This window comes from Halopseudomonas bauzanensis (assembly GCF_900114735.1).
Lineage (GTDB): Bacteria > Pseudomonadota > Gammaproteobacteria > Pseudomonadales > Pseudomonadaceae > Halopseudomonas > Halopseudomonas bauzanensis.
The window spans coordinates 1-21,018 of record NZ_FOUA01000010.1; the positions used below are offsets into that span (position 1 = coordinate 1).

Annotated in this window: 18 protein-coding genes, 2 tRNA genes and 1 rRNA gene; 10 read left to right on the forward strand and 11 right to left on the reverse strand. The window is 61.5% G+C overall.

The window, feature by feature from the left end; translation table 11 throughout:
* Positions 1-191: 191 nt before the first annotated feature.
* The 5 genes from rrf to BM267_RS15785 all read left to right on the forward strand — a co-directional run bounded on the left by rrf (position 192) and on the right by BM267_RS15785 (position 4,193).
* Positions 192-307, forward strand: a 5S ribosomal RNA gene (gene rrf, locus BM267_RS15765).
* A gap of 204 nt (positions 308-511) precedes the next feature.
* Positions 512-2,056: a 2-isopropylmalate synthase gene (locus tag BM267_RS15770; RefSeq protein WP_036992973.1), complete on the forward strand. Its 1,545-nt coding sequence runs from the start codon at positions 512-514 to the stop codon at positions 2,054-2,056.
* Positions 2,056-2,829, forward strand: a complete 774-nt coding sequence (locus BM267_RS15775; protein ID WP_036992972.1) for a hypothetical protein — start codon at positions 2,056-2,058, stop codon at positions 2,827-2,829. Before BM267_RS15770 ends, BM267_RS15775 begins: the two co-directional genes overlap by 1 nt.
* Complete coding sequence (gene rimI / locus BM267_RS15780) at positions 2,826-3,278, forward strand: ribosomal protein S18-alanine N-acetyltransferase (RefSeq protein ID WP_036992971.1); 453 nt, start codon at positions 2,826-2,828, stop codon at positions 3,276-3,278. The genes BM267_RS15775 and rimI overlap by 4 nt, the downstream gene beginning before the upstream one ends.
* A 30-nt stretch (positions 3,279-3,308) precedes the next feature.
* The gene (locus BM267_RS15785; RefSeq protein ID WP_036992970.1) at positions 3,309-4,193 is read left to right on the forward strand and encodes a DMT family transporter; all 885 of its coding nucleotides are present in this window, start codon (positions 3,309-3,311) and stop codon (positions 4,191-4,193) included.
* Positions 4,194-4,284: 91 nt separating this feature from the next.
* Here BM267_RS15785 and BM267_RS15790 read toward each other — a convergent pair.
* From BM267_RS15790 to BM267_RS15840, 11 genes are all read right to left on the reverse strand, one after another.
* Positions 4,285-4,361 (reverse strand) — tRNA-Met (locus BM267_RS15790).
* 146 nt (positions 4,362-4,507) lie between these two features.
* The gene (locus BM267_RS15795; protein WP_036993037.1) at positions 4,508-7,420 is read right to left on the reverse strand and encodes a DUF748 domain-containing protein; all 2,913 of its coding nucleotides are present in this window, start codon (positions 7,418-7,420) and stop codon (positions 4,508-4,510) included.
* A gap of 105 nt (positions 7,421-7,525) precedes the next feature.
* Positions 7,526-9,088, reverse strand: coding sequence for a phospholipase D family protein (locus BM267_RS15800; RefSeq protein WP_143063100.1), 1,563 nt, complete (start codon positions 9,086-9,088; stop codon positions 7,526-7,528).
* A 121-nt stretch (positions 9,089-9,209) separates the two neighbouring features.
* Positions 9,210-10,310 carry a redox-regulated ATPase YchF gene (gene ychF, locus BM267_RS15805; RefSeq protein ID WP_036992969.1) on the reverse strand — a complete coding sequence of 367 codons (1,101 nt, stop codon included), beginning with the start codon at positions 10,308-10,310 and terminating at the stop codon, positions 9,210-9,212.
* A gap of 36 nt (positions 10,311-10,346) precedes the next feature.
* Positions 10,347-10,877 (reverse strand): aminoacyl-tRNA hydrolase, encoded by a 531-nt coding sequence (gene pth, locus BM267_RS15810; protein ID WP_051611406.1) that lies wholly within the window; start codon positions 10,875-10,877, stop codon positions 10,347-10,349.
* Positions 10,878-10,965: 88 nt separating this feature from the next.
* Positions 10,966-11,598, reverse strand: a complete 633-nt coding sequence (locus BM267_RS15815; protein ID WP_036992968.1) for a 50S ribosomal protein L25/general stress protein Ctc — start codon at positions 11,596-11,598, stop codon at positions 10,966-10,968.
* A gap of 100 nt (positions 11,599-11,698) precedes the next feature.
* A complete protein-coding gene (locus BM267_RS15820) occupies positions 11,699-12,640 on the reverse strand; it encodes a ribose-phosphate pyrophosphokinase (RefSeq protein WP_036992967.1) in 942 nt (313 codons plus the stop codon).
* A gap of 123 nt (positions 12,641-12,763) precedes the next feature.
* A tRNA-Gln gene (locus BM267_RS15825) sits at positions 12,764-12,838 on the reverse strand.
* 32 nt (positions 12,839-12,870) lie between these two features.
* Complete coding sequence (gene ispE, locus BM267_RS15830; protein ID WP_036992964.1) at positions 12,871-13,722, reverse strand: 4-(cytidine 5'-diphospho)-2-C-methyl-D-erythritol kinase; 852 nt, start codon at positions 13,720-13,722, stop codon at positions 12,871-12,873.
* Complete coding sequence (lolB, locus tag BM267_RS15835) at positions 13,719-14,339, reverse strand: lipoprotein insertase outer membrane protein LolB (protein WP_051611393.1); 621 nt, start codon at positions 14,337-14,339, stop codon at positions 13,719-13,721. Before lolB ends, ispE begins: the two co-directional genes overlap by 4 nt.
* Entirely contained in the window at positions 14,339-16,066 is a 1,728-nt protein-coding gene (locus BM267_RS15840; RefSeq protein ID WP_051611391.1) for a tetratricopeptide repeat protein, read from the reverse strand. The genes lolB and BM267_RS15840 overlap by 1 nt, the downstream gene beginning before the upstream one ends.
* Before the next feature lie 226 nt (positions 16,067-16,292).
* On the opposite strand from BM267_RS15840, the gene hemA reads away from it, so the two are divergent.
* The 5 genes from hemA to murI are packed head-to-tail and all read left to right on the forward strand — an operon-like array spanning position 16,293 to position 21,017.
* Positions 16,293-17,573 (forward strand): glutamyl-tRNA reductase, encoded by a 1,281-nt coding sequence (gene hemA / locus BM267_RS15845; protein ID WP_036992962.1) that lies wholly within the window; start codon positions 16,293-16,295, stop codon positions 17,571-17,573.
* Positions 17,570-18,655 carry a peptide chain release factor 1 gene (gene prfA / locus BM267_RS15850; protein WP_036992961.1) on the forward strand — a complete coding sequence of 362 codons (1,086 nt, stop codon included), beginning with the start codon at positions 17,570-17,572 and terminating at the stop codon, positions 18,653-18,655. The genes hemA and prfA overlap by 4 nt, the downstream gene beginning before the upstream one ends.
* On the forward strand, positions 18,652-19,485 hold the full coding sequence (prmC, locus tag BM267_RS15855; protein ID WP_036992960.1) for a peptide chain release factor N(5)-glutamine methyltransferase: 834 nt from the start codon (positions 18,652-18,654) through the stop codon (positions 19,483-19,485). The genes prfA and prmC overlap by 4 nt, the downstream gene beginning before the upstream one ends.
* A complete protein-coding gene (gene moeB / locus BM267_RS15860; protein ID WP_036992957.1) occupies positions 19,478-20,236 on the forward strand; it encodes a molybdopterin-synthase adenylyltransferase MoeB in 759 nt (252 codons plus the stop codon). The genes prmC and moeB overlap by 8 nt, the downstream gene beginning before the upstream one ends.
* Positions 20,229-21,017 carry a glutamate racemase gene (murI, locus tag BM267_RS15865; protein WP_036992955.1) on the forward strand — a complete coding sequence of 263 codons (789 nt, stop codon included), beginning with the start codon at positions 20,229-20,231 and terminating at the stop codon, positions 21,015-21,017. Before moeB ends, murI begins: the two co-directional genes overlap by 8 nt.
* The last annotated feature ends 1 nt before the right edge of the window (position 21,018 follow it).

Genomic DNA, 21,018 nt, shown 5'->3' on the forward strand with positions numbered 1-21,018 from the left:
TGAGCTAACCAGTACTAATTGCCCGTGTGGCTTGACCATATAACGCCCAAACAATTTGGGCCATGGCCTGACACATTGATTGAACGACAAGCTGGAACGGCACGAGATTACAGTGACCTCCTTGTTAAATGACTATCACTTTTCCCACCCTTTCGTTGTGTGGACTCAACACCCACCCGACAACCGAATTGCTTGACGACCATAGAGCATTGGAACCACCTGATCCCATTCCGAACTCAGCAGTGAAACGATGCATCGCCGATGGTAGTGTGGGGACTCCCCATGTGAGAGTAGGTCATCGTCAAGCTTCAAATAAGAAACCCCGCCAGCTGGCGGGGTTTTTTTATGCCTGAATCGCCACCTGTCTACGCACCTTGTGCCTTGTGCTACGAGTTCGCGCCTGGTGATGGGAGCGGCCCTGGCCGCGATGGGCTGGCCGACACACACAAATGCCCGGCAGGCATGCGGTATACTTCTCCGTTACGGCTTGTGTTACCGAGGAGATAGGCAGATGAGTCAGGATCGCGTCATCATTTTCGACACCACCCTGCGTGACGGGGAGCAGAGTCCTGGTGCGTCCATGACCCGGGAAGAGAAACTGCGTATCGCCAAGGCGCTGGAAAAGCTGCGCGTAGATGTCATCGAGGCTGGCTTTGCAATCGCCAGCCCGGGTGATTTCGAAGCGGTGAAAGGCATTGCCGATACCATCCAGGACAGCACCATCTGTAGCCTGGCTCGTGCGGTAGATGCGGATATCGATCGGGCGGCCGAGGCGCTGGTCAATGCCAATTCCGGTCGCATTCACACCTTCATCGCCACCAGCCCTATCCATATGGAGCACAAGCTGCGCCTGCACCCGGATCAGGTCATCGAGCAGGCGGTGCGCGCCATCAAGCGCGCGCGTAACCTCTGTGCTGATGTGGAGTTTTCCTGTGAGGATGGTGGACGCTCCGAGATCGATTTTCTCTGTCGCATCATCGAGCAGGCAATCGACGCCGGCGCGCGTACCATCAATATCCCCGACACCGTGGGTTATGCGATCCCGCATCAGTTTGCCGAGACCATCCGCCAGGTCATCGAGCGGGTACCCAATGCGGACAAGGCCATCTTCTCGGTACATTGCCACAACGACCTCGGGCTTGCGGTAGCGAATTCGCTGGCTGCGGTAACTGCCGGAGCGCGGCAGGTAGAGTGCACCATCAACGGCCTGGGTGAGCGTGCTGGTAACGCCTCGCTGGAAGAAATCGTCATGGCGATCAAGACCCGGCAGGATGTCCTTGGCGTCCACACGGGTATCGTTACCGAGCATATCCTCAGTACCTCGCGGCTGGTGTCCAGCATCACGGGTTTTCCGGTGCAGCCGAACAAGGCGATTGTCGGCGCGAACGCCTTTGCCCATGAGTCTGGTATCCACCAGGACGGCGTGCTCAAGCACCGCGAGACCTACGAGATCATGAGTGCTCAGTCGGTCGGCTGGCATGCCAACAAACTGTCGCTGGGCAAGCTGTCTGGCCGTAATGCGTTCCGTACCCGCCTGCAGGAGCTGGGTATCGAGCTGAGCGATCAGGATGAGCTGAACGCCGCCTTTGCGCGCTTCAAGGAACTGGCCGACAAGAAGCACGAGATATTTGACGAGGATCTGCAGGCACTGGTGTCCGATACCGTGACCGATATGGTGGAGCGGATGCGGCTGGTGTTTCTGGATGTCCGCTCGCGCACCGGTGAAACGCCTATGGCGACGCTCACGCTGGAGGTTGATGGCGTGGAGCAACAGGCGACCGCGTCTGGCTCCGGTCCGGTGGACGCTGCCTTCCGTGCGGTGGAGCAGATCGCCAACTCCGGCGCCAACTTGCAGCTCTATTCGGTCAATGCGATCACCGAGGGCACTGACTCCCAGGGAGAGGTGACTGTCCGCCTGGAAAAAGCCGGACGCATTGTCAACGGTAATGGCGCCGACACCGATATCGTCATTGCCTCGGCCAAGGCCTATATCAATGCGTTGAACCTGATGCACTCGGGAGCACTCAAGGCGCATCCACAAGTGGAAGGCATCTGATGCAGGAATCGACGCGTCTTGATTATCTGGCGGCCATGGGGGTGGTCGGCTGGGTGCCTCGTCAGGCGTTACCCCATGCAGCCTTTCGTGTCCCCCCGGAGTTGCCTGAGCCGGTAGAAGACTCCCTGCCGGCAGCGGCAGTCGAGACCGCTGCTCCGGTGGTCAGTATCAGCTCATCCAGCGGGGCGGGACCGGCCCGGGCGAAGATCATTGTGCGTCCGAGTAAGCCGGACCCAGAGCCTGCTGCGTCCGTCACCCAGCCGGTTGCCGAGCCTCAGCCCCCAGCAGTTCCGCTCGCGCCGTTCTATCTGCAGCTGTGGATGGCCGGTCCCTGCGCATTGTTGATTGAGGTCCCCGAGCCGGGACTGGAAAGCGCCTCACCAGGTTTGCGCCTGCTCCAGGATATTTTACGCGCGGTGCGCCTGCCGCAGATGCCGCACCTGTATGCCGACTTCCACTGGCCATTGAATAGAAACCCGCAATTCGACCGCAGCGCCAAGGCCGCCAGCCTGGCGTTGCAGGCCTTTATGCAGGGGCGATTGGAAAGTGAGCCGGTGGTCTCCATTGGCTGTTTTGGTACCCATCCTCGTTTGTTGATAGGCCCGGAGCTGGATGAGGAGACCCTCCCTCATGACCGGGAGGAGGCGCTGGAGCAATTGCCTCCGGCCTGGTTCGCCCCCGACCTGGATACCCTGATGCAGGATTCCGCAAGCAAGGCGCAGCTGTGGCAACAGCTCAAGCGTGTCATGTCCCGTTGGCAGAGTGAAGAATGATAGAACCGGTATTTCGCCCGATGACCGAGGCGGACGTAGAGGCTGTGCTCGCTATTGAGTTCGCGGCCTTCAGTCATCCCTGGACCCGAGGCATATTTCTCGATTGCGTGACTTCCGGTCACGAATGTTGGCTGATGTTTCTCGGTGACCAGCAGGTCGGTCACGGTGTGTTGTCGGCAGCAGGGGACGAATCCCACTTACTGAATCTGACGGTCAAGCCGGCAAACCAGTCCAATGGGCTAGGCGGCAAGCTGCTTGCGCATCTGATGCAAAGGGGCAAGGAGCGGGGGGCAGAAACCGCCTTTCTGGAAGTCAGAGAATCCAATCACCCGGCCATATATCTGTACGAACGCTTCGGATTTAATGAAATCGGGCGGCGCCGGGACTACTATCCTGCTGTAGGGGGGCGCGAGGATGCTCTGGTTATGGCCTATTCACTAATCGACTGAGTCAGCGCTCAGCTTACATCCGAGTTGTTTATGTCTGCGCGTCACTGGGCCGTCGTCGGCCTGTTGCTCACTGCCCTGGCCTGGGCTGGAAACGCTCTCATTGCCCGCGCCAGTGCGGGTACGCTGCCACCGATAAGTCTATCGTTCTGGCGTTGGACTCTGGCCCTGCTATTGTTGCTGCCCTTCACCATCAGGGGGCTCTGGCAGTACCGTGGACTGTTGCTCGACAACGGGTTGAGGGTAGTTGTGCTGGCCGCGCTCAGTATTTCTTCCTACAACACCTTGTTGTATCAGGCGGCGCAGAGCACCAGCGCCATCAACCTCACCCTGGTAGGGACCGGATTGCCGGTGACCGCGTTCTTCTGGTCTATCGTTCTGCTGCGTCAGTGGCCGGCCCGCGCGACGATAGCGGGCGCGTCGCTCGGGCTCTGCGGGTTGCTGCTTATCCTGACGGGAGGACAGCCAACGCGGCTGCTTGGCCTGCACTTCAATGACGGTGACCTGATCATGCTGGTGGCGGTGCTGTCCTGGGGGCTGTACACGGTGCTGTTGCAGCGCTGGGTAATGCCGGTACCGGGACTGGTGCTGATGGCCGCAATGCTGCTCTGTGGCGTGCCGCTGCTCGTCCCCTTCTTCCTATGGGAGCTGATGCATCGCGGCTCGATGCCGATCACCTGGGAGGCTGCCGGTGCGGTGGGTTATACCGCGGTATTTGCTTCTCTGGTGGCTTATGTGGCCTGGAACAATGGCGTCAAGGTGCTGGGGCCGGCGACGGCCTCGCTGTTCAGCTACCTGGTTCCGGCGTTTACCGCCTTGTTGGGGATTATGCTGCTGGGTGAGCAGTTGCACTGGTATCACTTGGCTGGCGGCGCACTGACCTTCACGGGACTGCTAGTGGCGACACGCTGGCGTTAGCCTGCCGCGGCGCCGGGAAAGAGGGGGCCGGTCATATTCCGAAAAGCAGAAACAAAAAAAGGCCTAGCCGAAGCTAAGCCTTTGAAAAGGTTGGTGGCTACACCTGGACTTGAACCAGGGACCCCAGCATTATGAATGCTGTGCTCTAACCAACTGAGCTATGTAGCCATCCGAGGCGCGCATTATTCCCAGAACCCGGATTGTTGTCAAGGGGTGGTGCGCTTAATTGGTAAAATTTTCAACCGCTTAGCCTGGCCCTTGGCCCGCCGGCAGCTTACGGCTGCTGCCGGCTATTGGAGACGGCTGGATGCTGCTCAGCGGACACCCAACTGCAGTTGGGTAGCGACCTTACCGCTACCGTCGGCTGTCCCTTCGCTGGCGTCCAGCAGGTGGATGCGCTCGGCTTCCAGGCCGCCCTGGTCCACCAACCAGTCCTTGATGGCGGAAGCGCGTTGCTGCGCCAGTCGCCGCAGTGGCAGGGAATTGTCGCTCCAGCTGTCGATCAAGGCCTGGCGCATGGCGCGGTCCCGCTCTTCCCGGGGTAGTTCCAGCACCTGCTCAGGCAGCGATAGCTGACGCTGTTCATGCAGTTTGCGGATCAGTTTGATCTGGTCCCGGTCATCCAATTCCAGTTCTGCCGGGTTATCCGGTGGGCGACGCATCGTGCTGGCGGCCAGTAGGCGCATTTCCCGTTCCAGGCGTTGGGTTGCCAGAGGCGGACCATCTGCGCTGGTCGCGCTGATACCCTCGACCTCCAGTATCAGTTGCGGACGCTCCTGCAGGGCGCTGGACAGCGTGCCCAGAACTTTCGTGGCCTGATCGTCCAGCTCAGCACTACCGGCAGCGAAGCTCAGCTCGCTGAGATCTGCTTCGCCGGCACCGGCAAGCCCGGCGATGAATTTGAAGGGCGCCTGGGTGGCGCGCAACATCAGGTTGCGTAGCGTCTGCCAGACAATGGGCATGACGCTGAACTCGGGGTTATTCAGATCGCCGGCGACAGGCAACTCGATATCAATATTGCCCTTGGTGTCCTTCAGTAGCGCCACTGCCAGACGTATAGGCAGATCCACCGCGTCGGGACTGTCGACCCGCTCGCCCAGCTGCAGGTCTTCCAGCAACACCCGGTTGTCGGCCTTCAGCTGGCCCTCATCGATCTGGTAATGCAGGTCCAGGTTGAGCCGGCCCTTGCGGATGCGATAACCGGCGAATTTCCCGGAATAGGGGGTGAGCGTCGTCAGCTCGACATTCTTGAAGCTGGTGGCGATATCCAGGCTGTTGAGCGGATCGAAGGGAGTCAGGCGGCCCTTGATGGTCACCGGCGCATAGCGATCCACCTTGCCGTTGAGATCGACCGCGGCGGCTTTTTTGCTCTGATTATCGAGCGTGCCAATACTGCCGTTCAGCTGTTCAATGCCGGTGGCAAAGTTGGGCGTCAGGCTGAAGTCGGCAAAGTTGGCTGAGCCGTTATTGATACTGACACCGCCGATGCGGATGCCGAAGGGGTCGCTACTGTCACTGGCGGCGCTGCCCGGGGCAGCGGGCTGCGGCACCATCAGGTCACTGAAGTTGGTGCTCATGTCCCGGTTGATGATAAAGCGCACATAGGGTTGCTGGAGGCTGACCTTGTTGATGCTCAGGCTGTTGCCAGCGTAGTTGAGGTCATCCAGTTGCAGACTCTGCCATTTCAACAGGTCACGCTTGGCTGGGCCGTCTACCACATGCAATTGCTGCACACCTGCCTGGCCGGTCACGCTCAGTTGCAGTGGCTCCAGTTGTTCAAGTTGCACCTGTACGTTGCTGTCCAGCAAGCCAGACCTGAGTTCCAGGCGCATCAGGGGCTCGATATAAGCTTGCGCCACGGTCAGGTCGATCTGCCGGGTTTCCACCTGCAGATCCGCGGTGATCGGGTTGATGCCGACTTCACCCGAGACAGCCAGCTGGCCTTCCTGGTTCAGGGCGGTATCGATGCTCAGTTTGAAGGGCGACTCGGACTGACTGTCGAACTCGCTGAGATCGAGATTCAGCGGGCCGATGTCCAGTTCGACCGGTGTGGTCGGCTGGTGATCGGTCAACTGCAACCGGTAATCGCGCAACTGCGCCTGGTTCAGCAGGATGCGCCAGGGCTGTTCAGGCTCGCTGCTGGTGTCCGTTGCTGCAACGGACGGTACATCCTCTTCTGCAGGCGCTGTTGTGGCAGGAGGCTCGACGGATTGGTCGGTGGTTGAGCTGGTTGGCGTTAATAATGCCAGCCAGTCGATCTGGCCGTCCTTCAGGCGGGCGGCTTGGGCATTCAGTCCCTCGCTGTGGATAGCGCCCAGGCGCACTTCACGTTTGGCCAGATCCATGGAGGCATCGCTGATCGCAAGACTGTTCAGACGCAGCAGCGGTTTGTCTTCGGCTGCCAGATCAAGATCGCTTAATTGCAGGCGGATATCGGAAAGCTGCAGTTCGGTGCTTTCAACCAGGCTGAGCTGGTAGGTACTGGTGACGTTCAGTGATCCCTGGTTCAGTGTCAGCGGCAATTGCTCCTGGACATAGGGCCAGAAGGTGCTCAATTGCGCTTCGTTGATTGCCAGTGTTCCGCTGGAGGTCAGCGGGCTGATACTGAGCTGGCCTTCCCAGTCGATGCGGGCACCATAGGGGCCACTGGCGCTGATCTGCATCAGGGTATTGTCATCTGGCAGCGTGCTGAGATGGGTCAGTTCGATATCCACCGCGTCGTACCCGAACTCGACTGGTTCGGCGGGGCGCAGATCCTGGAACTGCAGACTGTTGCCAATCAACGCCAGGCGGTCGATGCGTAGCGGGAAAGGACCGGAGTCATTGTCGTCAGCCGGTTCACTTGCTTCTGGCAGGATAAACAACTCAGTCAGGTTGAGCGTGCCATCTTCAGCGAACTGCACGCGGGTGCTGGCTTGCTCCAGCTCGACGTCGCGCAGGTGTACGGCCCGGGTCCACAGACTGTCTATCTGCAGGTTGGCGTACAGTCGGGCGAAGGACACCTGGGGCTGCTCGGGCTCGCCGATATGCAGGCCGGCGAGGGTCAGCTCCAGGGTAAAAGGGTTGAGCTTGATACTCTCGAGCCGGGCGGGAACCGTCGCCCGTTGCTCGAATTGCTTGTTGACCAGATGCAGGGCGACGGCCGGTATTATCAGAAAGCCCAGCAGGGCATACAAGGTGATCGCCGTGGTCAGACTGATCAACAGGGTTTTTGGTCTCATGCGCATGGTCATCACCGGCTCGCTTCAAATAGTCGGAAGTATGGCATGCTCCAGGACAAAGCTGGACCACTGATGTGGTTGCGGTGTCAGGATGGGACTGCGCGGGCCGAGTCAGAGCAACCATTCAATCGGGAGGATCGACATCAACCATATGCCGCTGCGCTTCAGCAGTCCGGTATTGGGCTCGCGATCATGACGTACTTCACGCGTGCCGATACGCTCGATCCAGTACAGCCTATCATCGTTGTCCAGCTGTACCTCATAGGCATTGTCCGGAATAACGCTGTCGAAAGCCTGGTGAACGGCCTGGGCCAGAGCGGGGCTATCGATGACGAAGCCGAGTTCGGTATTCAGGTGCATCGACCGGGGATCGAAGTTGAACGAGCCGACGAACACCCGCTCGCCATCCACGGCAAAGGTCTTGGCATGCAGGCTGGAGCCGGAGCTGCCAAAGGGGCCGGCACTTTCGTTGCGTTCCAGGTGAGGGGAGAGGCGGCGCATTTCAAACAACTGGACGCCGCCCTTGAGCAGATCCCGGCGGCGCTTGGCGTAGCCGGCATGCACCGCAGCCACATCAGTAGCATCCAGCGAGTTGGTCAGGATGCGTACATCAATGCCTTGGTCCGTAAGATCGGTAAAGGCATCCACACCGGCGGCGGTTGGTACGAAGTAGGGCGAGACCAACGCCACCGCGCTGCGCGGCTGCTCCAGGATCTGCCCCAGCTGGTGGGTCAACAGTCCCTCTGGTTCCGCCTTGCCCAGCCCCTTGGCGGGGTCGTCGGTTACCATGCGGGTAACCGCCCACTCCAGCGGCAGGTCGCCTGCCAGCAACCGACGGCTGAAGCCGGAGCGGGACACGGCAGCGACATACTTGGCCGCGTCGGCACTCACTTCCACCAGGGCAGCGGCCTGACTCAGCTGGTCCAGATTCTGCGCTGACACTGCCGGCAGAACCTGCTCCACGGGGTAGACGGAGCCGCTGGACCAATAGCGGTCAAAATCCGTCGAGACCTGCCCGACGATCGGGCCGACGGAAAGCACATCCAGGTCGGCGAACAGGATACCTTCGGTGGCCCCGAAATATTCATCGCCGATATTGCGGCCACCGATGATGGTGGCCTGGTTGTCGGCGGTGAAAGACTTGTTATGCATGCGCCGGTTGGCTCGGGAAAAGTCGGTGATATAACCCAGCCATTTGGGCTTGCGCACGATGAACGGATTGAACAGGCGCACTTCGATCTGCGGATGCAGAGCCAGCGCTGCCAGCTCGGTATCCAACCCGGCGGTGCCATTGTCATCCAGCAGCAGCCGCACCCGCACGCCCCGGTCCGCCGCCGCGTGCAGTTCTTCCAGCAGCAGGGTGCCGGTCATGTCCCCATGCCAGATGTAATACTGCACATCCAGGGTGCGCTCGGCAGTTCGGGCCAGTAGTACTCGTGCGGCAAAGGCAGCATGCGGATCGGATAGCGCATGGATGCCGCTCTGGCCAGGGTGCGCCGCCACATCGGCGGCAAGGGCCTGACCGAGGCGGGTGGCGCGGGCAGACTCGGGACTCAGCGCGAAGGATTCGGTCAGGTTCTGGGCCGGCAGGCTGCAGCCGGTCAGCAGGCTGGTGCAGAGCAGCAGGACGGGCAGCCAGCTGCGTGCCGGTATGGGTGAGTCGAGGTGCAGCATGGCGGTCATGGTCCTTAACGTGATTGCCGGAGGGCGGCGATATATCCGGCAAGCTCCTGGGGAAAAAGAAAAACCCCTTGAGACGGTAATCATCAAGGGGTTTTTCATTCGCGGGACTGCCTCAGACGTTGAATCTGAAGTGCATTACATCCCCGTCCTTGATGATGTATTCCTTGCCTTCCAGGCGCCACTTGCCGGCTTCCTTGGCGCCGGCTTCGCCGTTGTACTGGATGAAGTCATCATAGGCGACCACTTCGGCGCGAATGAAGCCTTTCTCGAAATCAGTATGAATCACGCCAGCGCCCTGGGGAGCGGTGGCGCCGACCTTGACGGTCCAGGCGCGGACTTCCTTGACCCCGGCGGTGAAGTAGGTCTGCAGATTGAGCAGCTCGTAGCCGGCGCGGATCACGCGGTTCAGGCCCGGCTCTTCCATGCCGATGGCTTCAAGGAACATATCCTTCTCTTCACCGTCATCCAGCTCGGCGATTTCCGCTTCGATCTTGTTGCATACCGGTACCACCACAGCACCTTCGGCGTCGGCGATCTCACGCACGATATCGAGGTAGGGATTGTTCTCGAAGCCTTCTTCGGAGACGTTGGCGATGTACATCACCGGCTTGCTGGTCAGCAGGTGAAAGCCCTTGACCAACTTCTTCTCGTCGTCAGCCAGATCCTTGATCAGAGTACGGGCCGGCTTGCCTTCGCTGAAGTGGGGGATGAGCTTTTCCAGCAGAGCCTTTTGCGCTACGGCTTCCTTGTCGCCACCCTTGGCATTGCGCGCGACGCGCTGCAGTTGCTTCTCGCAGCTGTCGAGGTCGGCGAAGATCAGTTCCAGGTCGATGATTTCGATATCGCGCTTGGGGTCGACACTGTTGGAGACGTGGATCACGTTTTCATCATCGAAGCAGCGCACGACGTGGGCGATGGCATCGGTTTCGCGAATATTGGCCAGGAATTTGTTGCCCAGGCCCTCGCCCTTTGAGGCACCCTCAACCAGCCCGGCGATATCGACGAACTCCATGGTGGTCGGCAGTACGCGCTCGGGCTTGACGATGGCCGCCAGGGCGTCCAGACGCGGGTCCGGCATGGGGACGACACCGCTATTGGGCTCGATGGTGCAGAACGGGAAGTTCTCGGCACCGATGCCGGCTTTGGTCAGTGCGTTGAACAGGGTGGATTTGCCGACGTTGGGCAGTCCGACGATACCGCAATTGAATCCCATACTGGTGTCCTCTGCCGTTTTCGGCGGCGAAAATGATCAGGCCTTGAAGCTGTGCAGGCGTTGCATGACGCGAGTCCAGTCACCGGCAACCATACCGGGTACTTCGCGCAGTGCTTCGTCGATGCAGGCATCCAGTGCTTGCTGCTCGGTTTTGGGCGCGCGGCCCAGCACAAAGCCTGTGACCTGCGAGCTATGGCCGGGGTGGCCGATACCGAGCCGCAGGCGGTGGAAAACATTCTGATTACCCAGGCTGGCGATAATGTCGCGCAGCCCGTTATGGCCGCCGTGGCCGCCACCTTGCTTGCATTTCACCACACCTGGGGGCAGGTCGAGCTCATCATGGGCGACCAGGATTTCCTCGGGAGTGATGCGATAGAACCCGGCAAGGGCGGCAACAGCCTGACCGCTGCGGTTCATGAAGGTGGTGGGGATCAACAGGCGAACATCCTGACCGTCTATGGTCAGGCGGCCGGTGAGGCCGAAAAACTGTTTTTCCTGGCGCAGGGCCAGGTTATGCCCGGAGGCGAGACGCTCAACAAAAAGGGCGCCCGCGTTATGCCGGGTCATGTCATATTCCGGTCCCGGATTACCGAGACCGACGATCAACTTGATTCCGTGCGTCACAACGGGCGCCCTCTGGGGTTTCAGCAGGAAATTACTCCGCTGATTCCTCACCTTCACCAGCGTCTGCATCGGCAGCAGCAGCGGTACGCTGAGCCATGATGTTGACTACCGGCAGGTTGTGGTCGTCGCCCAGCGCCAGGCTAGGGATGACAACGCCTTTCGGCAGCTTCAGGTCAGCCAGGTGCAGCGACTGGCCAACTTTCAGGTCCGCCAGGTCAACTTCGATGAAGTCGGGCAGGTCCTTCGGTAGGCAGCTTACTTCCAGTTCCGGCAGGTTGCGGAAGACCATGCCGCCTTCCTGCTTCACACCCACGCAGCTGTCTTCGTTGATGAAGTGCAGCGGTACGTGAACGGTAACCTTCTGGCCGGCGACGATGCGCTGGAAGTCGGCATGCATGACGCGCGGCTTGGCCGGGTGACGCTGCAGTGCCTTGAGCAGTACTTCTTCTTTCTTGCCATCAATGGACAGGCCGATGATGGAGGAGTAGAAAGCTTCGTTTTCCAGAGCCTTGTTCAGCTCGCGTGCTGCCACGGAGATGCTCTGCGGCTCCTTGTTGCCACCGTAAACGATAGCCGGAACCAGATCAGCGTTACGACGCAGGCGGCGGCTCGCACCTTTCCCCAGGTCATCACGCGCATTCGCATTCAAAGTGAAGTCGACCATGTGTAGTCTCCTTGCTGTGCGTCCGGGCACTTGCGACCAGTGCGTCGGACGATTGATAAAACCCGGCGATATTGCCGGGCTGTTTGATCAGTGCCGGTTCCTAGCGGAACATGGCGCTGATGGATTCTTCATTGCTGATCCGGCGCATCGCTTCGGCGATGATCGGTGCCATGTCCAGCTGGCGAATGCGCTCGCAATGATCTGCGGCGGCCGACAGCGGAATGGTGTTGGTGACCACCAGCTCGTCGAGTACCGAACCGTTGATATTGTCGATCGCCTTGCCCGACAGGATCGGGTGGGTGCAATAAGCGGAGACCCGGGTGGCACCAAAATCCTTGAGCGCCTTGGCTGCGGCGCACAGGGTGCCGGCAGTATCGACCATATCGTCGACCAGGATGCAGTTGCGGTTTTCCACGTCACCGATGATGTGCATGACTTCCGACTGGTTGGCCTTGGGCCGACGCTTGTCGATGATCGCCAGGTCTGCACCCAGGGACTTTGCCACGGCACGGGCGCGAACCACGCCACCGATATCCGGGGAAACGATCAACAGGTTGTCCAGGCGCTGATCCTGGATGTCATCAATGAGTACCGGCGAGCCGTAGATGTTATCCACCGGGATATCGAAGAAGCCCTGGATCTGGTCGGCGTGCAGGTCAACGGTCAGTACGCGATCGACACCGACCACGTCCAGCATGTCGGCCACCACCTTGGCGCTGATGGGCACACGGGCCGAACGCGGGCGACGATCCTGACGGGCATAACCGAAGTAGGGGATCACGGCGGTGATGCGGGAGGCCGAAGAGCGGCGCAGTGCATCGGTCATGACAACCAATTCCATCAGATTGTCATTAGTGGGCGCGCAGGTGGGCTGGATGACGAACACGTCCTTGCCACGCACATTTTCATTCAATTCAACGCTGACTTCGCCGTCGCTGAAACGACTAACCAACGCGTCACCAAGGGGGATATGCAATTGACGCACGACACGTCGCGCCAGATCGGGGTTCGCATTCCCGGTAAAAACCATCATCTTGGACACGCTGCAATACCTTTCTGGGTAGTGGTCTATGCGATGAGTCAGTGAGAGAGCCGGGCGAGCAGAAACACGCCTGGCCGGTCAAGCCGGACTCAAGATGTCATGAATTATTGCTGCCGGAGAAAATGGCAGGGGCGGCTGGATTCGAACCAACGCATGGCAGGATCAAAACCTGCTGCCTTACCGCTTGGCTACGCCCCTGTAACTGTCCGGATGCTAAGGTTGCATCCTTCTTACGTCGCTTTGTCGAGTAAAGCATGTAACGGTGAAACGTTACACCCCTTCGCAACAAAGGCTTGCAGAGTGGCTGGCAACCGGGCGCGAACTTTATCAGCTTCGCGTTCGTTTGGGAAGGCCCCAAACAAGCAACTGCCAGTTCCGGTCATCTTAGCTTCACAAAATTTGTTTAGCAAGATCAACGTGTTACGAATTTCAGTGTAACGCGCTGTGACTACCGGCAAGCAGTCGTTCCGACCACCGTGCTCTCGAAAGGCCGCTAATGTAATCGCCGGCGTGTCCCGAGTCAACCTTTCATCGGAGAAAATTTCCGCAGTGCTGACCTGGCAGGGCGGCACCACCACCAGATACCAGGGTTCATCGAGCTCGACCGGGGTCAGTTGTTCGCCAACGCCTTCGGCCCAGGCCGCGCGGCCCCGGACGAATACCGGCACATCAGCGCCGAGGGTCAACCCCAGTTCGGCCAGCTGGTCGAGGGACAGGCTGGTCTGCCACAGGTGATTGAGGCCGACCAGGGTGGTGGCAGCATCCGAACTGCCGCCGCCGATCCCGCCACCCATCGGCAGGCGCTTGTCCAGCTGGATATCCGCACCCTGCATGGTGCCGCTGGCCTGTTGCAGCAAGCGGGCGGCACGGATGATCAGGTTGTCTTCGGTGGCCACGCCGGGTAGCTCGGGTTGCAGGTGCAGTTGGCCATCTGCGCGCGGTGTGAAATGCAGGGTGTCGCCATGGTCGAGAAACTGAAACAAGGTCTGCAGCAGATGATAGCCATCGGCGCGGCGGCCGGTGATGTGCAGGAACAGATTCAGCTTGGCCGGGGCGGGCAGGCTCAGGGTCGCGGTTGTCATTCGGGTAAATGGGGTTCCCAGCGGGTGATGACCAGGGTCAAGAGCACATCGTGCCCGGACAGCTGCAGGCGCTGGGGCAGCGTCAGACCATCGACCTGCTGATAGCGACTGTATTCCACGGTCCAGCCGGCCTGCGCCAGGCGGGCCAATTGACTGTCGGGGTTGAGTTGCAAGCGGCTCGGGCTGTCGGGGGCGGGCAGGCCCCGCACCCACCACAACAGATGCTCGACCGGCAGCCGCCAGCCGATCTGTTGTTCGAGCAGGATTTCTGCCGACTCGGCGGTAGCCGGCGGCTGACCAGCTACTTCCAGGGTTACCCCGGCATCACTGCCTTCGATGCGGGTGGCGCCCCGGCCAAGCGGGCCGGAGAGGCGGATATCATAATGGTCCTGTTGTTGCAGCCACGACAGGGTGCCGCTGCCGGACTCCCGTGGCGCCTTCACGCCCAGCTTGCCCTGCAGCGTCCAGTTGGCGAGCGGTGCGACGGCGCTGCGATGTGCCTGCCAGGCGGCCGGGTCGCCGCCGAACTCCAGGGTTTCACGTTGATGCAGATTGCTGCACGCGGCCAGCGTCATGGTCAGTGCCAGCAGGCAGCAAAGTCGTAGCGTTGCCTTCATCAGTCAGCCTTCAGTCGTTTGCGGGTGGCGTCGATCAATGGGGCGTCCTCCGCCGCCTCTGCCGCCTGGTCCCAGATGTCGCGGGCTTCGCGGCGCTTGCCCTGCTGCCATAGCACTTCGCCCAGATGGGCGCCGACCTCCTCATCGGGGAAGGCTGCGAAGGCGTCGCGCAGCAATTGTTCGGCGCGTTGCAAGTTGCCCAGGCGGTAATGGACCCAGCCGAGACTATCGAGGATCGCCGGATCGTCCGGCTTAAGTTCATGGGCCCGTTCGATCAGTTGCAGCGCTTCATCAAGCCGTTCATTGCGGTCGGCAAGTGTATAGCCCAAGGCGTTGAGGGCCATGGCATTGTCCGGCTCGCGCTGGATGATCTGGCGCAGGTCGGCTTCCAGTCCGGCCGGGTTGCCCAGGCGTTCGGAAAGAATGGCGCGGGTATAGAGCAGGCGGCTGTCGGTGGGCAGCTGCTGGACGGCTTGATTGGCGCGCTGCATGGCCCGTTGCGGCGCAGCCTCCGCCAGGGCTTCGATTTCCAGTAGATAGAGCTCCGGCGCCAGCTGAGGTTGCCGGGCGCGCTCGCCGTCCATGATCTCGCCAAGCTGGTCGGGGCGCTCGCGGGCCATCAACAGCTGGGTGATGCGCAGGCGCGAGGGCAGATAGTGCTCGCCGGCACCGATGCTTCGCCAGGTGCTGATGGCCGCATCCCAGTGTTCGGCTTGTTGATGGGCAGCGCCAAGGTGAAAGCGCGCCGCCTCGTTCTCGGGGTCGAGTTCAAGCAGCGCTTCCAGCTCGCCGATGGCGGCCTCGGTTTCGCCGCCTTCCAGTTCCACCAGGGCCAGGGCCAGACGGACGTCGTCATCGTCCGGATGTTGCCGGACCAGTTCCTGGAAATGGACAATCGCTGCCGGATGGTCCTCATTGCTGACCAGCATTCTGGCCAGCAGCAGGCGCATGCGGCCGTCATCGGGGAACTCGCGTACCCCTTGTTGCAGCACCTCGATGGCTTCATCGGTTTTGCCCAGGCCGGCATGCAGGCGGCTCTGCAGCATGATGGAGGCGGCAGTTCGGTTCTGCTGGGTATGCTTGTCGAGCAATTCCAGGGCTTCTTCGCTACGTTGCTCTTCCTGTAACAGCAGGGCGGCAGCAAAGCTCAGCTGGGGATTATTGGGGTGGCGCTGCAGTAGCCGCTGCAGATTCTCCAGCATGGCGGCACGGGTGACTCTGTCAGCTTGCAGTGCAGTGAGAGCCAGCAGATCGAAATGGGTGTCGTCCTGCAGCAGCAGGACCTGCTCCATCATCTGCATGGCCTGATCGTGCTCGCCGGCTCGGGCCAGTTGCAGAGCGGCGGCGCGCAACGCTTCGGGGTTGTCCGGTTCCACCTCGCTCCAGAGTAGGGCCATATCCATGGCCTGGCGGTGGGCGCCAAGGAACTCGGAGATTTCCATGGCGCGCTCAATGATGCCGGCATCGCGGGTGCGCTCGGCCTGTTGGAGATAGTTGCTCAGGGCGATATCGAAGCGGTTGCGTTGCCCGGCAATCTCGGCGGTCAGCAGCGCGAACAGGGTGTCAGCCGGAAACTGGCCATAGACTGCCGGTTCCTCTTTCTGCTCAGGAGTGACAGGCACCGGCGGCGCCGGGGGCTGCTCGGGTGCGGGCTCGTTGACTGCGCAACCGGCAATCAGCAGGCTGATTGTCAGAGCCAGGAGCGAGTGGTGAAATCGTGCCGTCATGGATACTCTCTTTGCTGCGCCGGTCTGCCAGATGAGGCTGGCAACTGATGATACAGGATGAGTTGCAAACCCACAGCGCGCAAGTGCAAAGCGGCCTGGCTGCGGCTGCAGGAGCCGGCCGTGGTGGGTTTTATACGGCTTTCCATGGAAGGAATTGATCGCCATCGTTATAAATAGGACAATTAGCTGTTTTTACCCCGTGCTTTCGGGCGACTATTGAGGTGCCATGGGCTTTCTCGCATTCGGGATCAATCACAGGACGGCGACGGTTGACGTGCGTGAGCGGGTCGCTTTCGCCCCGGATCAGCTGGCCGACGCGCTGCAGCAGCTACGTGATGAGACGCTTTCCCGGGAAGTTGCCATCCTCTCTACCTGCAACCGCACGGAAATCTACTGCACCCAGGACCAACCCGATCCTGCGGCGCTGGCTGACTGGGTGGCGCGCTATCACGGTCTGGAGCCCGGTGCGATCCGGGGCAGCAGCTATGCGCACAAGGATGCCGGCGCGGTGAAGCACATGATGCGCGTGGCTGCCGGACTGGATTCCATGGTACTGGGCGAACCGCAGATCCTCGGGCAGATGAAGGACGCCTGGCAGTACGCGCGTACCGCCGGCACCCTGGGGCCATCTCTGGATCGGTTGTTTCAGAGCACCTTCAACACCGCCAAGCAGGTCCGCACCGACACTGCCATTGGCGCCAACCCGGTTTCCGTGGCCTTTGCCGCGGTCAGTCTGGCGCGGCAGATATTCTCCGATCTGAGCCGCAGCACGGCGCTGCTGATCGGCGCCGGCGAGACCATCGAGCTGGTGGCGCGGCACCTCAACGAGCAGGGTATCAGCAAGATCATCATCGCCAACCGTACCCTGGAGCGGGCCGAGGCGGTGAGTACGCCGCTGGGTGGCCGGGCGATTACCCTCAATCAGATCCCCGACGTGCTGGCGCAGTGCGAGATTATCATCGCCTCGACAGCCAGCCCGCTGCCGATTCTCGGCAAGGGGGCGGTCGAGCGCGCGCTGAAGCAGCGTCGGCACCAGCCGATGTTCATGGTCGATATTGCCGTACCGCGGGATATCGAGCCGGAGGTTGGTGACCTGGCGGATGTATACCTGTACAGCGTCGATGACCTGCAGGAAGTCATCCAGGAGAACATGCGCTCCCGGCAGGACGCCGCCGAGGCCGCGGAGCGGTTGATCGAGATGGGTACCGACGAATTCATGCAGCGTCTGCGTTCGCGGGCGGCTGTGGATGTACTCAAGCGCTATCGGCAACAGGCGGAACAGCAGCGCGATCAGGAGCTGGACAAGGCGCTGGCGCGCCTGGAACGGGGTGGCGATCCGGCCGCGGTGATGGCGGAAATGGCGCGGGCGCTGACCAACAAGCTGCTGCACGAGCCCAGCGTGCAGCTCAAGCGCATGAGCGCCGAGGGCCGCAGCGAGTCCCTGTCGCTGGCCATGGAGCTGTTCGCTCTGGATGATGAAACGAATACTGCACAGGGCAAATCATGAAAGCGTCACTACTCAATCGCCTGGACACGCTGCGCGAACGCTTCGAGGAGCTTTCCGCGTTGCTCAGCGATGCAGAAGTCATTCAGGAGCAGAGCCGGTTTCGGGCCTACTCCCGCGAATATGCGGAGCTGGAGCCGACCGTCCAGTGTTACGGCCAGTGGCTCAAGACCAGTGCTGATCTGGCGGAAGCGCGCAGTCTGCTCAAGGACGCCGACCCGGATATCCGGGCCATGGCCGAGGATGACGCCGAGGCCTGCAGCGGCATCCTGGCCGACCTGGAAGCACAGTTGAACCTGCTGTTGCTGCCCAAGGACCCCAACGATGAACGCAACGTTTTTCTGGAAATTCGCGCCGGCACTGGCGGTGACGAGGCGGCCATCTTCGCCGGTAACCTGTTCCGGATGTACTCGCGCTATGCCGAGCGGCAGGGTTGGCGCATCGAGATCCTGTCGGAAAACGCCGGCGAGCACGGCGGTTTCCGTGAGGTGATAGCCCGCGTCGAAGGCCAGAGCGTCTATGCCAAGCTGAAATTCGAATCCGGCGCCCACCGCGTGCAGCGCGTGCCGGAGACCGAGTCCCAGGGCCGCATCCATACCTCCGCCTGCACCGTGGCGGTGATGCCCGAGCCCGATGAACAGGCAGTGGTGGAAATCAACCCGGCGGATCTGCGGGTGGATACCTATCGCTCCTCCGGCGCTGGGGGGCAGCACGTCAACAAGACCGACTCGGCCATCCGCCTGACCCACCTGCCTACCGGCATCGTGGTGGAATGTCAGGAAGAGCGCTCGCAGCACAAGAACCGCGCCCGGGCGATGGCCTTGCTGCAGGCGAAGCTGGCCAACCGGCAGCGCGAAGCCCATGAGAAGGAAATCTCCGATACGCGGCGTTCGCTGGTGGGCTCGGGTGACCGTTCCGAGCGCATCCGCACCTACAATTTTCCCCAGGGGCGGGTCACCGATCACCGTATCAACCTCACCCTGTACAGTCTGGACCAGGTGATTGAAGGCGAGCTGGACGGTATCGTCGAACCGTTGCGCCGGGAATACCAGGCCGATCAGTTGGCTGCCCTGGACCAGGCATGAAGCGCAACATTGCAGCGTTGCTGGCAGAGGCCGAGGTGCCCGGATCGGATAGCCCCGGGCTGGATGCCGAGTTGCTGCTGGCCCATGTGCTGGGCAAATCCCGCAGCTATCTCTTTACTTGGCCGCAGAAAGAGGTATCGGAGCCGGAAATCGAACGCTTTTTCACGCTGTTGGCGCGCCGCCAGTGCGGTGAGCCGGTGGCCTATCTGCTAGGCGAGCAGGGCTTCTGGACGCTGGACCTGCAGGTCAGCCCGGACACGCTGATACCCCGCCCGGATACCGAACGGCTGGTAGAAGTGGCCCTGGAACTGGGCCCACGGCAGCCGGCACAGGTGCTGGATCTGGGCACCGGCACTGGTGCCATCGCCCTGGCGCTGGCCAGCGAGCGACCCCACTGGCAGCTGACGGGCTGCGACCGCATGTCCGGCGCCGTGGTGCTGGCCGAGCAGAACCGCGCGCGTCTGGGGTTGGGGAATGTGCGCTTTCTGCAGAGCGACTGGTTTGCCGCCCTGGGCCGCGACCGGTATGACCTGATCGTCTCCAATCCGCCCTATATCGCCGCCGATGACCCGCACCTTACCGAGGGTGATGTGCGTTTCGAGCCCGCCAGCGCCCTGGTCAGCGGTGCCGACGGGCTGGATGATATCCGGCAGATCATTGCCAGCGCACCAGCTTATCTGAACGACGCTGGCTGGCTGCTGCTGGAACATGGCTGGCAGCAGGCCGAGGCCGTGCGCAGCTTGCTCGAGGAGCGCGGCTTTCACGTTGTGCAGTCCTGGCAGGATCTGGGCGGGCACCAGCGGGTCAGCGGAGGGCAGTGGCATGGATGACCAGCAGCTGCTGCGCTACAGCCGGCAGATACTGTTGCCGCAGATTGATATCGATGGCCAGCAGCGTCTACTCGACAGCCGGGTCTTGATTGTCGGGCTGGGCGGGCTGGGTGGACCGGTGGCGCTCTATCTGGCCGGGGCCGGGGTCGGTACGCTGGTGCTGGCGGACGACGATCATGTCGACCTGACCAACCTGCAGCGCCAGATTATCCACGGCTGTGCTGATCTCGATCGGTCCAAGACCGAGTCGGCCCGCGACCGACTCGCCGCGCTCAACCCCGATATCCAGCTGCGTCAGCTGCAGCAGCGGCTGGTCGGTGAGCAACTGTTGGCGGCGGTAACCGAAGTGGATCTGGTGCTCGACTGTACGGACAATTTCACCACCCGCCAGGCGCTGAATCAGGCCTGCGTGGCGTTACGGCGACCGCTGGTGTCCGGCGCTGCCATCGGCTTGCAGGGCCAGGTCAGCGTGTTCGACGCGCGCCGCGCAGAAAGTCCCTGCTACCAGTGTCTGTATGGCGACGGTGATGATGTGGCGCCCAGTTGCAGCGAGGCTGGGGTGATCGGGCCGCTGGTCGGCATGGTGGGCAGCCTGCAGGCGCTGGAAGCGCTGAAATTGCTGGCCGGGTTCGGTGAGCCACTGGTGGGGCGACTGTTGCTGATCGATGCGCTGCGCAGCGGGTTTCGTGAGCTGCGTATCAAGCGCGATCCGGGTTGTGGCTGCTGCGGGACTGGAGCTGGTAATGAATGACGCACCCATAGGCGTGTTCGATTCCGGCGTCGGTGGCCTGTCGGTGCTGCGCGAGATCCGCCAGTTGCTGCCGGCTGAGTCCCTGTTATACGTGGCTGATAGCGGCTTCGTGCCCTATGGCGAGAAGTCGCCGGAAACCATCTGCCAGCGCAGTCGAGCGATTGCCGAGTTTCTGCAGGCGCAGGGGGCCAAGGCGCTGGTGCTGGCCTGCAATACGGCCACCGTGGCGGCGGTGGCTGACCTGCGGGCCCGTTACCCGCTGCCGATCATTGGCATGGAGCCGGCCGTCAAGCCGGCTACTCTGGCTACCCGCAGCGGGGTGGTTGGCGTGCTGGCCACTACCGGAACCCTGCGCAGCGCCCGGTTCGCCGCGTTGCTGGACCGCTTCGCCGGTTCGGTGACGGTCATCACGCAGCCCTGTCCGGGGCTGGTCGAATGCGTCGAACGCGGCGACCTGAACGGGCCGCAGGTGATTGCGTTGCTGACCCGCTATACTCAGCCCCTGCTGGAAGCCGGGTGCGATACCCTGATTCTCGGTTGTACGCATTACCCGTTTCTGCGTCCGGCCCTGGAGCAATTGTTGCCCGATCACATTCGCCTGGTGGATACCGGAGCCGCTGTAGCCCGCCAGTTGCGGACGCGGCTGACCGAGCATAATCTGCTTGCCGCTGGCCCGGCTGCGCCGGCGCGGCTATGGACCAGCGGCGATGTGGCGGCCCTGGAGGGTGTGCTGCCGCTGTTATGGGAAAGGAACGCAACGGCTGAGCCGTTGTCGGTTTAAA

What these genes read in the sequence shown, in the direction of transcription:
- BM267_RS15770 (WP_036992973.1), top strand. Translation starts at nt 512, where the DNA reads ATGAGTCAGGATCGCGTCATCATTTTCGACACCACCCTGCGTGACGGG.
- BM267_RS15775 (WP_036992972.1), top strand. Translation starts at nt 2,056, where the DNA reads ATGCAGGAATCGACGCGTCTTGATTATCTGGCGGCCATGGGGGTGGTC.
- rimI (WP_036992971.1), top strand. Translation starts at nt 2,826, where the DNA reads ATGATAGAACCGGTATTTCGCCCGATGACCGAGGCGGACGTAGAGGCT.
- BM267_RS15785 (WP_036992970.1), top strand. Translation starts at nt 3,309, where the DNA reads ATGTCTGCGCGTCACTGGGCCGTCGTCGGCCTGTTGCTCACTGCCCTG.
- BM267_RS15795 (WP_036993037.1), bottom strand. Translation starts at nt 7,420, where the DNA reads ATGCGCATGAGACCAAAAACCCTGTTGATCAGTCTGACCACGGCGATC.
- BM267_RS15800 (WP_143063100.1), bottom strand. Translation starts at nt 9,088, where the DNA reads ATGCTGCACCTCGACTCACCCATACCGGCACGCAGCTGGCTGCCCGTC.
- ychF (WP_036992969.1), bottom strand. Translation starts at nt 10,310, where the DNA reads ATGGGATTCAATTGCGGTATCGTCGGACTGCCCAACGTCGGCAAATCC.
- pth (WP_051611406.1), bottom strand. Translation starts at nt 10,877, where the DNA reads ATGACCCGGCATAACGCGGGCGCCCTTTTTGTTGAGCGTCTCGCCTCC.
- BM267_RS15815 (WP_036992968.1), bottom strand. Translation starts at nt 11,598, where the DNA reads ATGGTCGACTTCACTTTGAATGCGAATGCGCGTGATGACCTGGGGAAA.
- ispE (WP_036992964.1), bottom strand. Translation starts at nt 13,722, where the DNA reads ATGACAACCGCGACCCTGAGCCTGCCCGCCCCGGCCAAGCTGAATCTG.
- lolB (WP_051611393.1), bottom strand. Translation starts at nt 14,339, where the DNA reads ATGAAGGCAACGCTACGACTTTGCTGCCTGCTGGCACTGACCATGACG.
- BM267_RS15840 (WP_051611391.1), bottom strand. Translation starts at nt 16,066, where the DNA reads ATGACGGCACGATTTCACCACTCGCTCCTGGCTCTGACAATCAGCCTG.
- hemA (WP_036992962.1), top strand. Translation starts at nt 16,293, where the DNA reads ATGGGCTTTCTCGCATTCGGGATCAATCACAGGACGGCGACGGTTGAC.
- prfA (WP_036992961.1), top strand. Translation starts at nt 17,570, where the DNA reads ATGAAAGCGTCACTACTCAATCGCCTGGACACGCTGCGCGAACGCTTC.
- prmC (WP_036992960.1), top strand. Translation starts at nt 18,652, where the DNA reads ATGAAGCGCAACATTGCAGCGTTGCTGGCAGAGGCCGAGGTGCCCGGA.
- moeB (WP_036992957.1), top strand. Translation starts at nt 19,478, where the DNA reads ATGGATGACCAGCAGCTGCTGCGCTACAGCCGGCAGATACTGTTGCCG.
- murI (WP_036992955.1), top strand. Translation starts at nt 20,229, where the DNA reads ATGAATGACGCACCCATAGGCGTGTTCGATTCCGGCGTCGGTGGCCTG.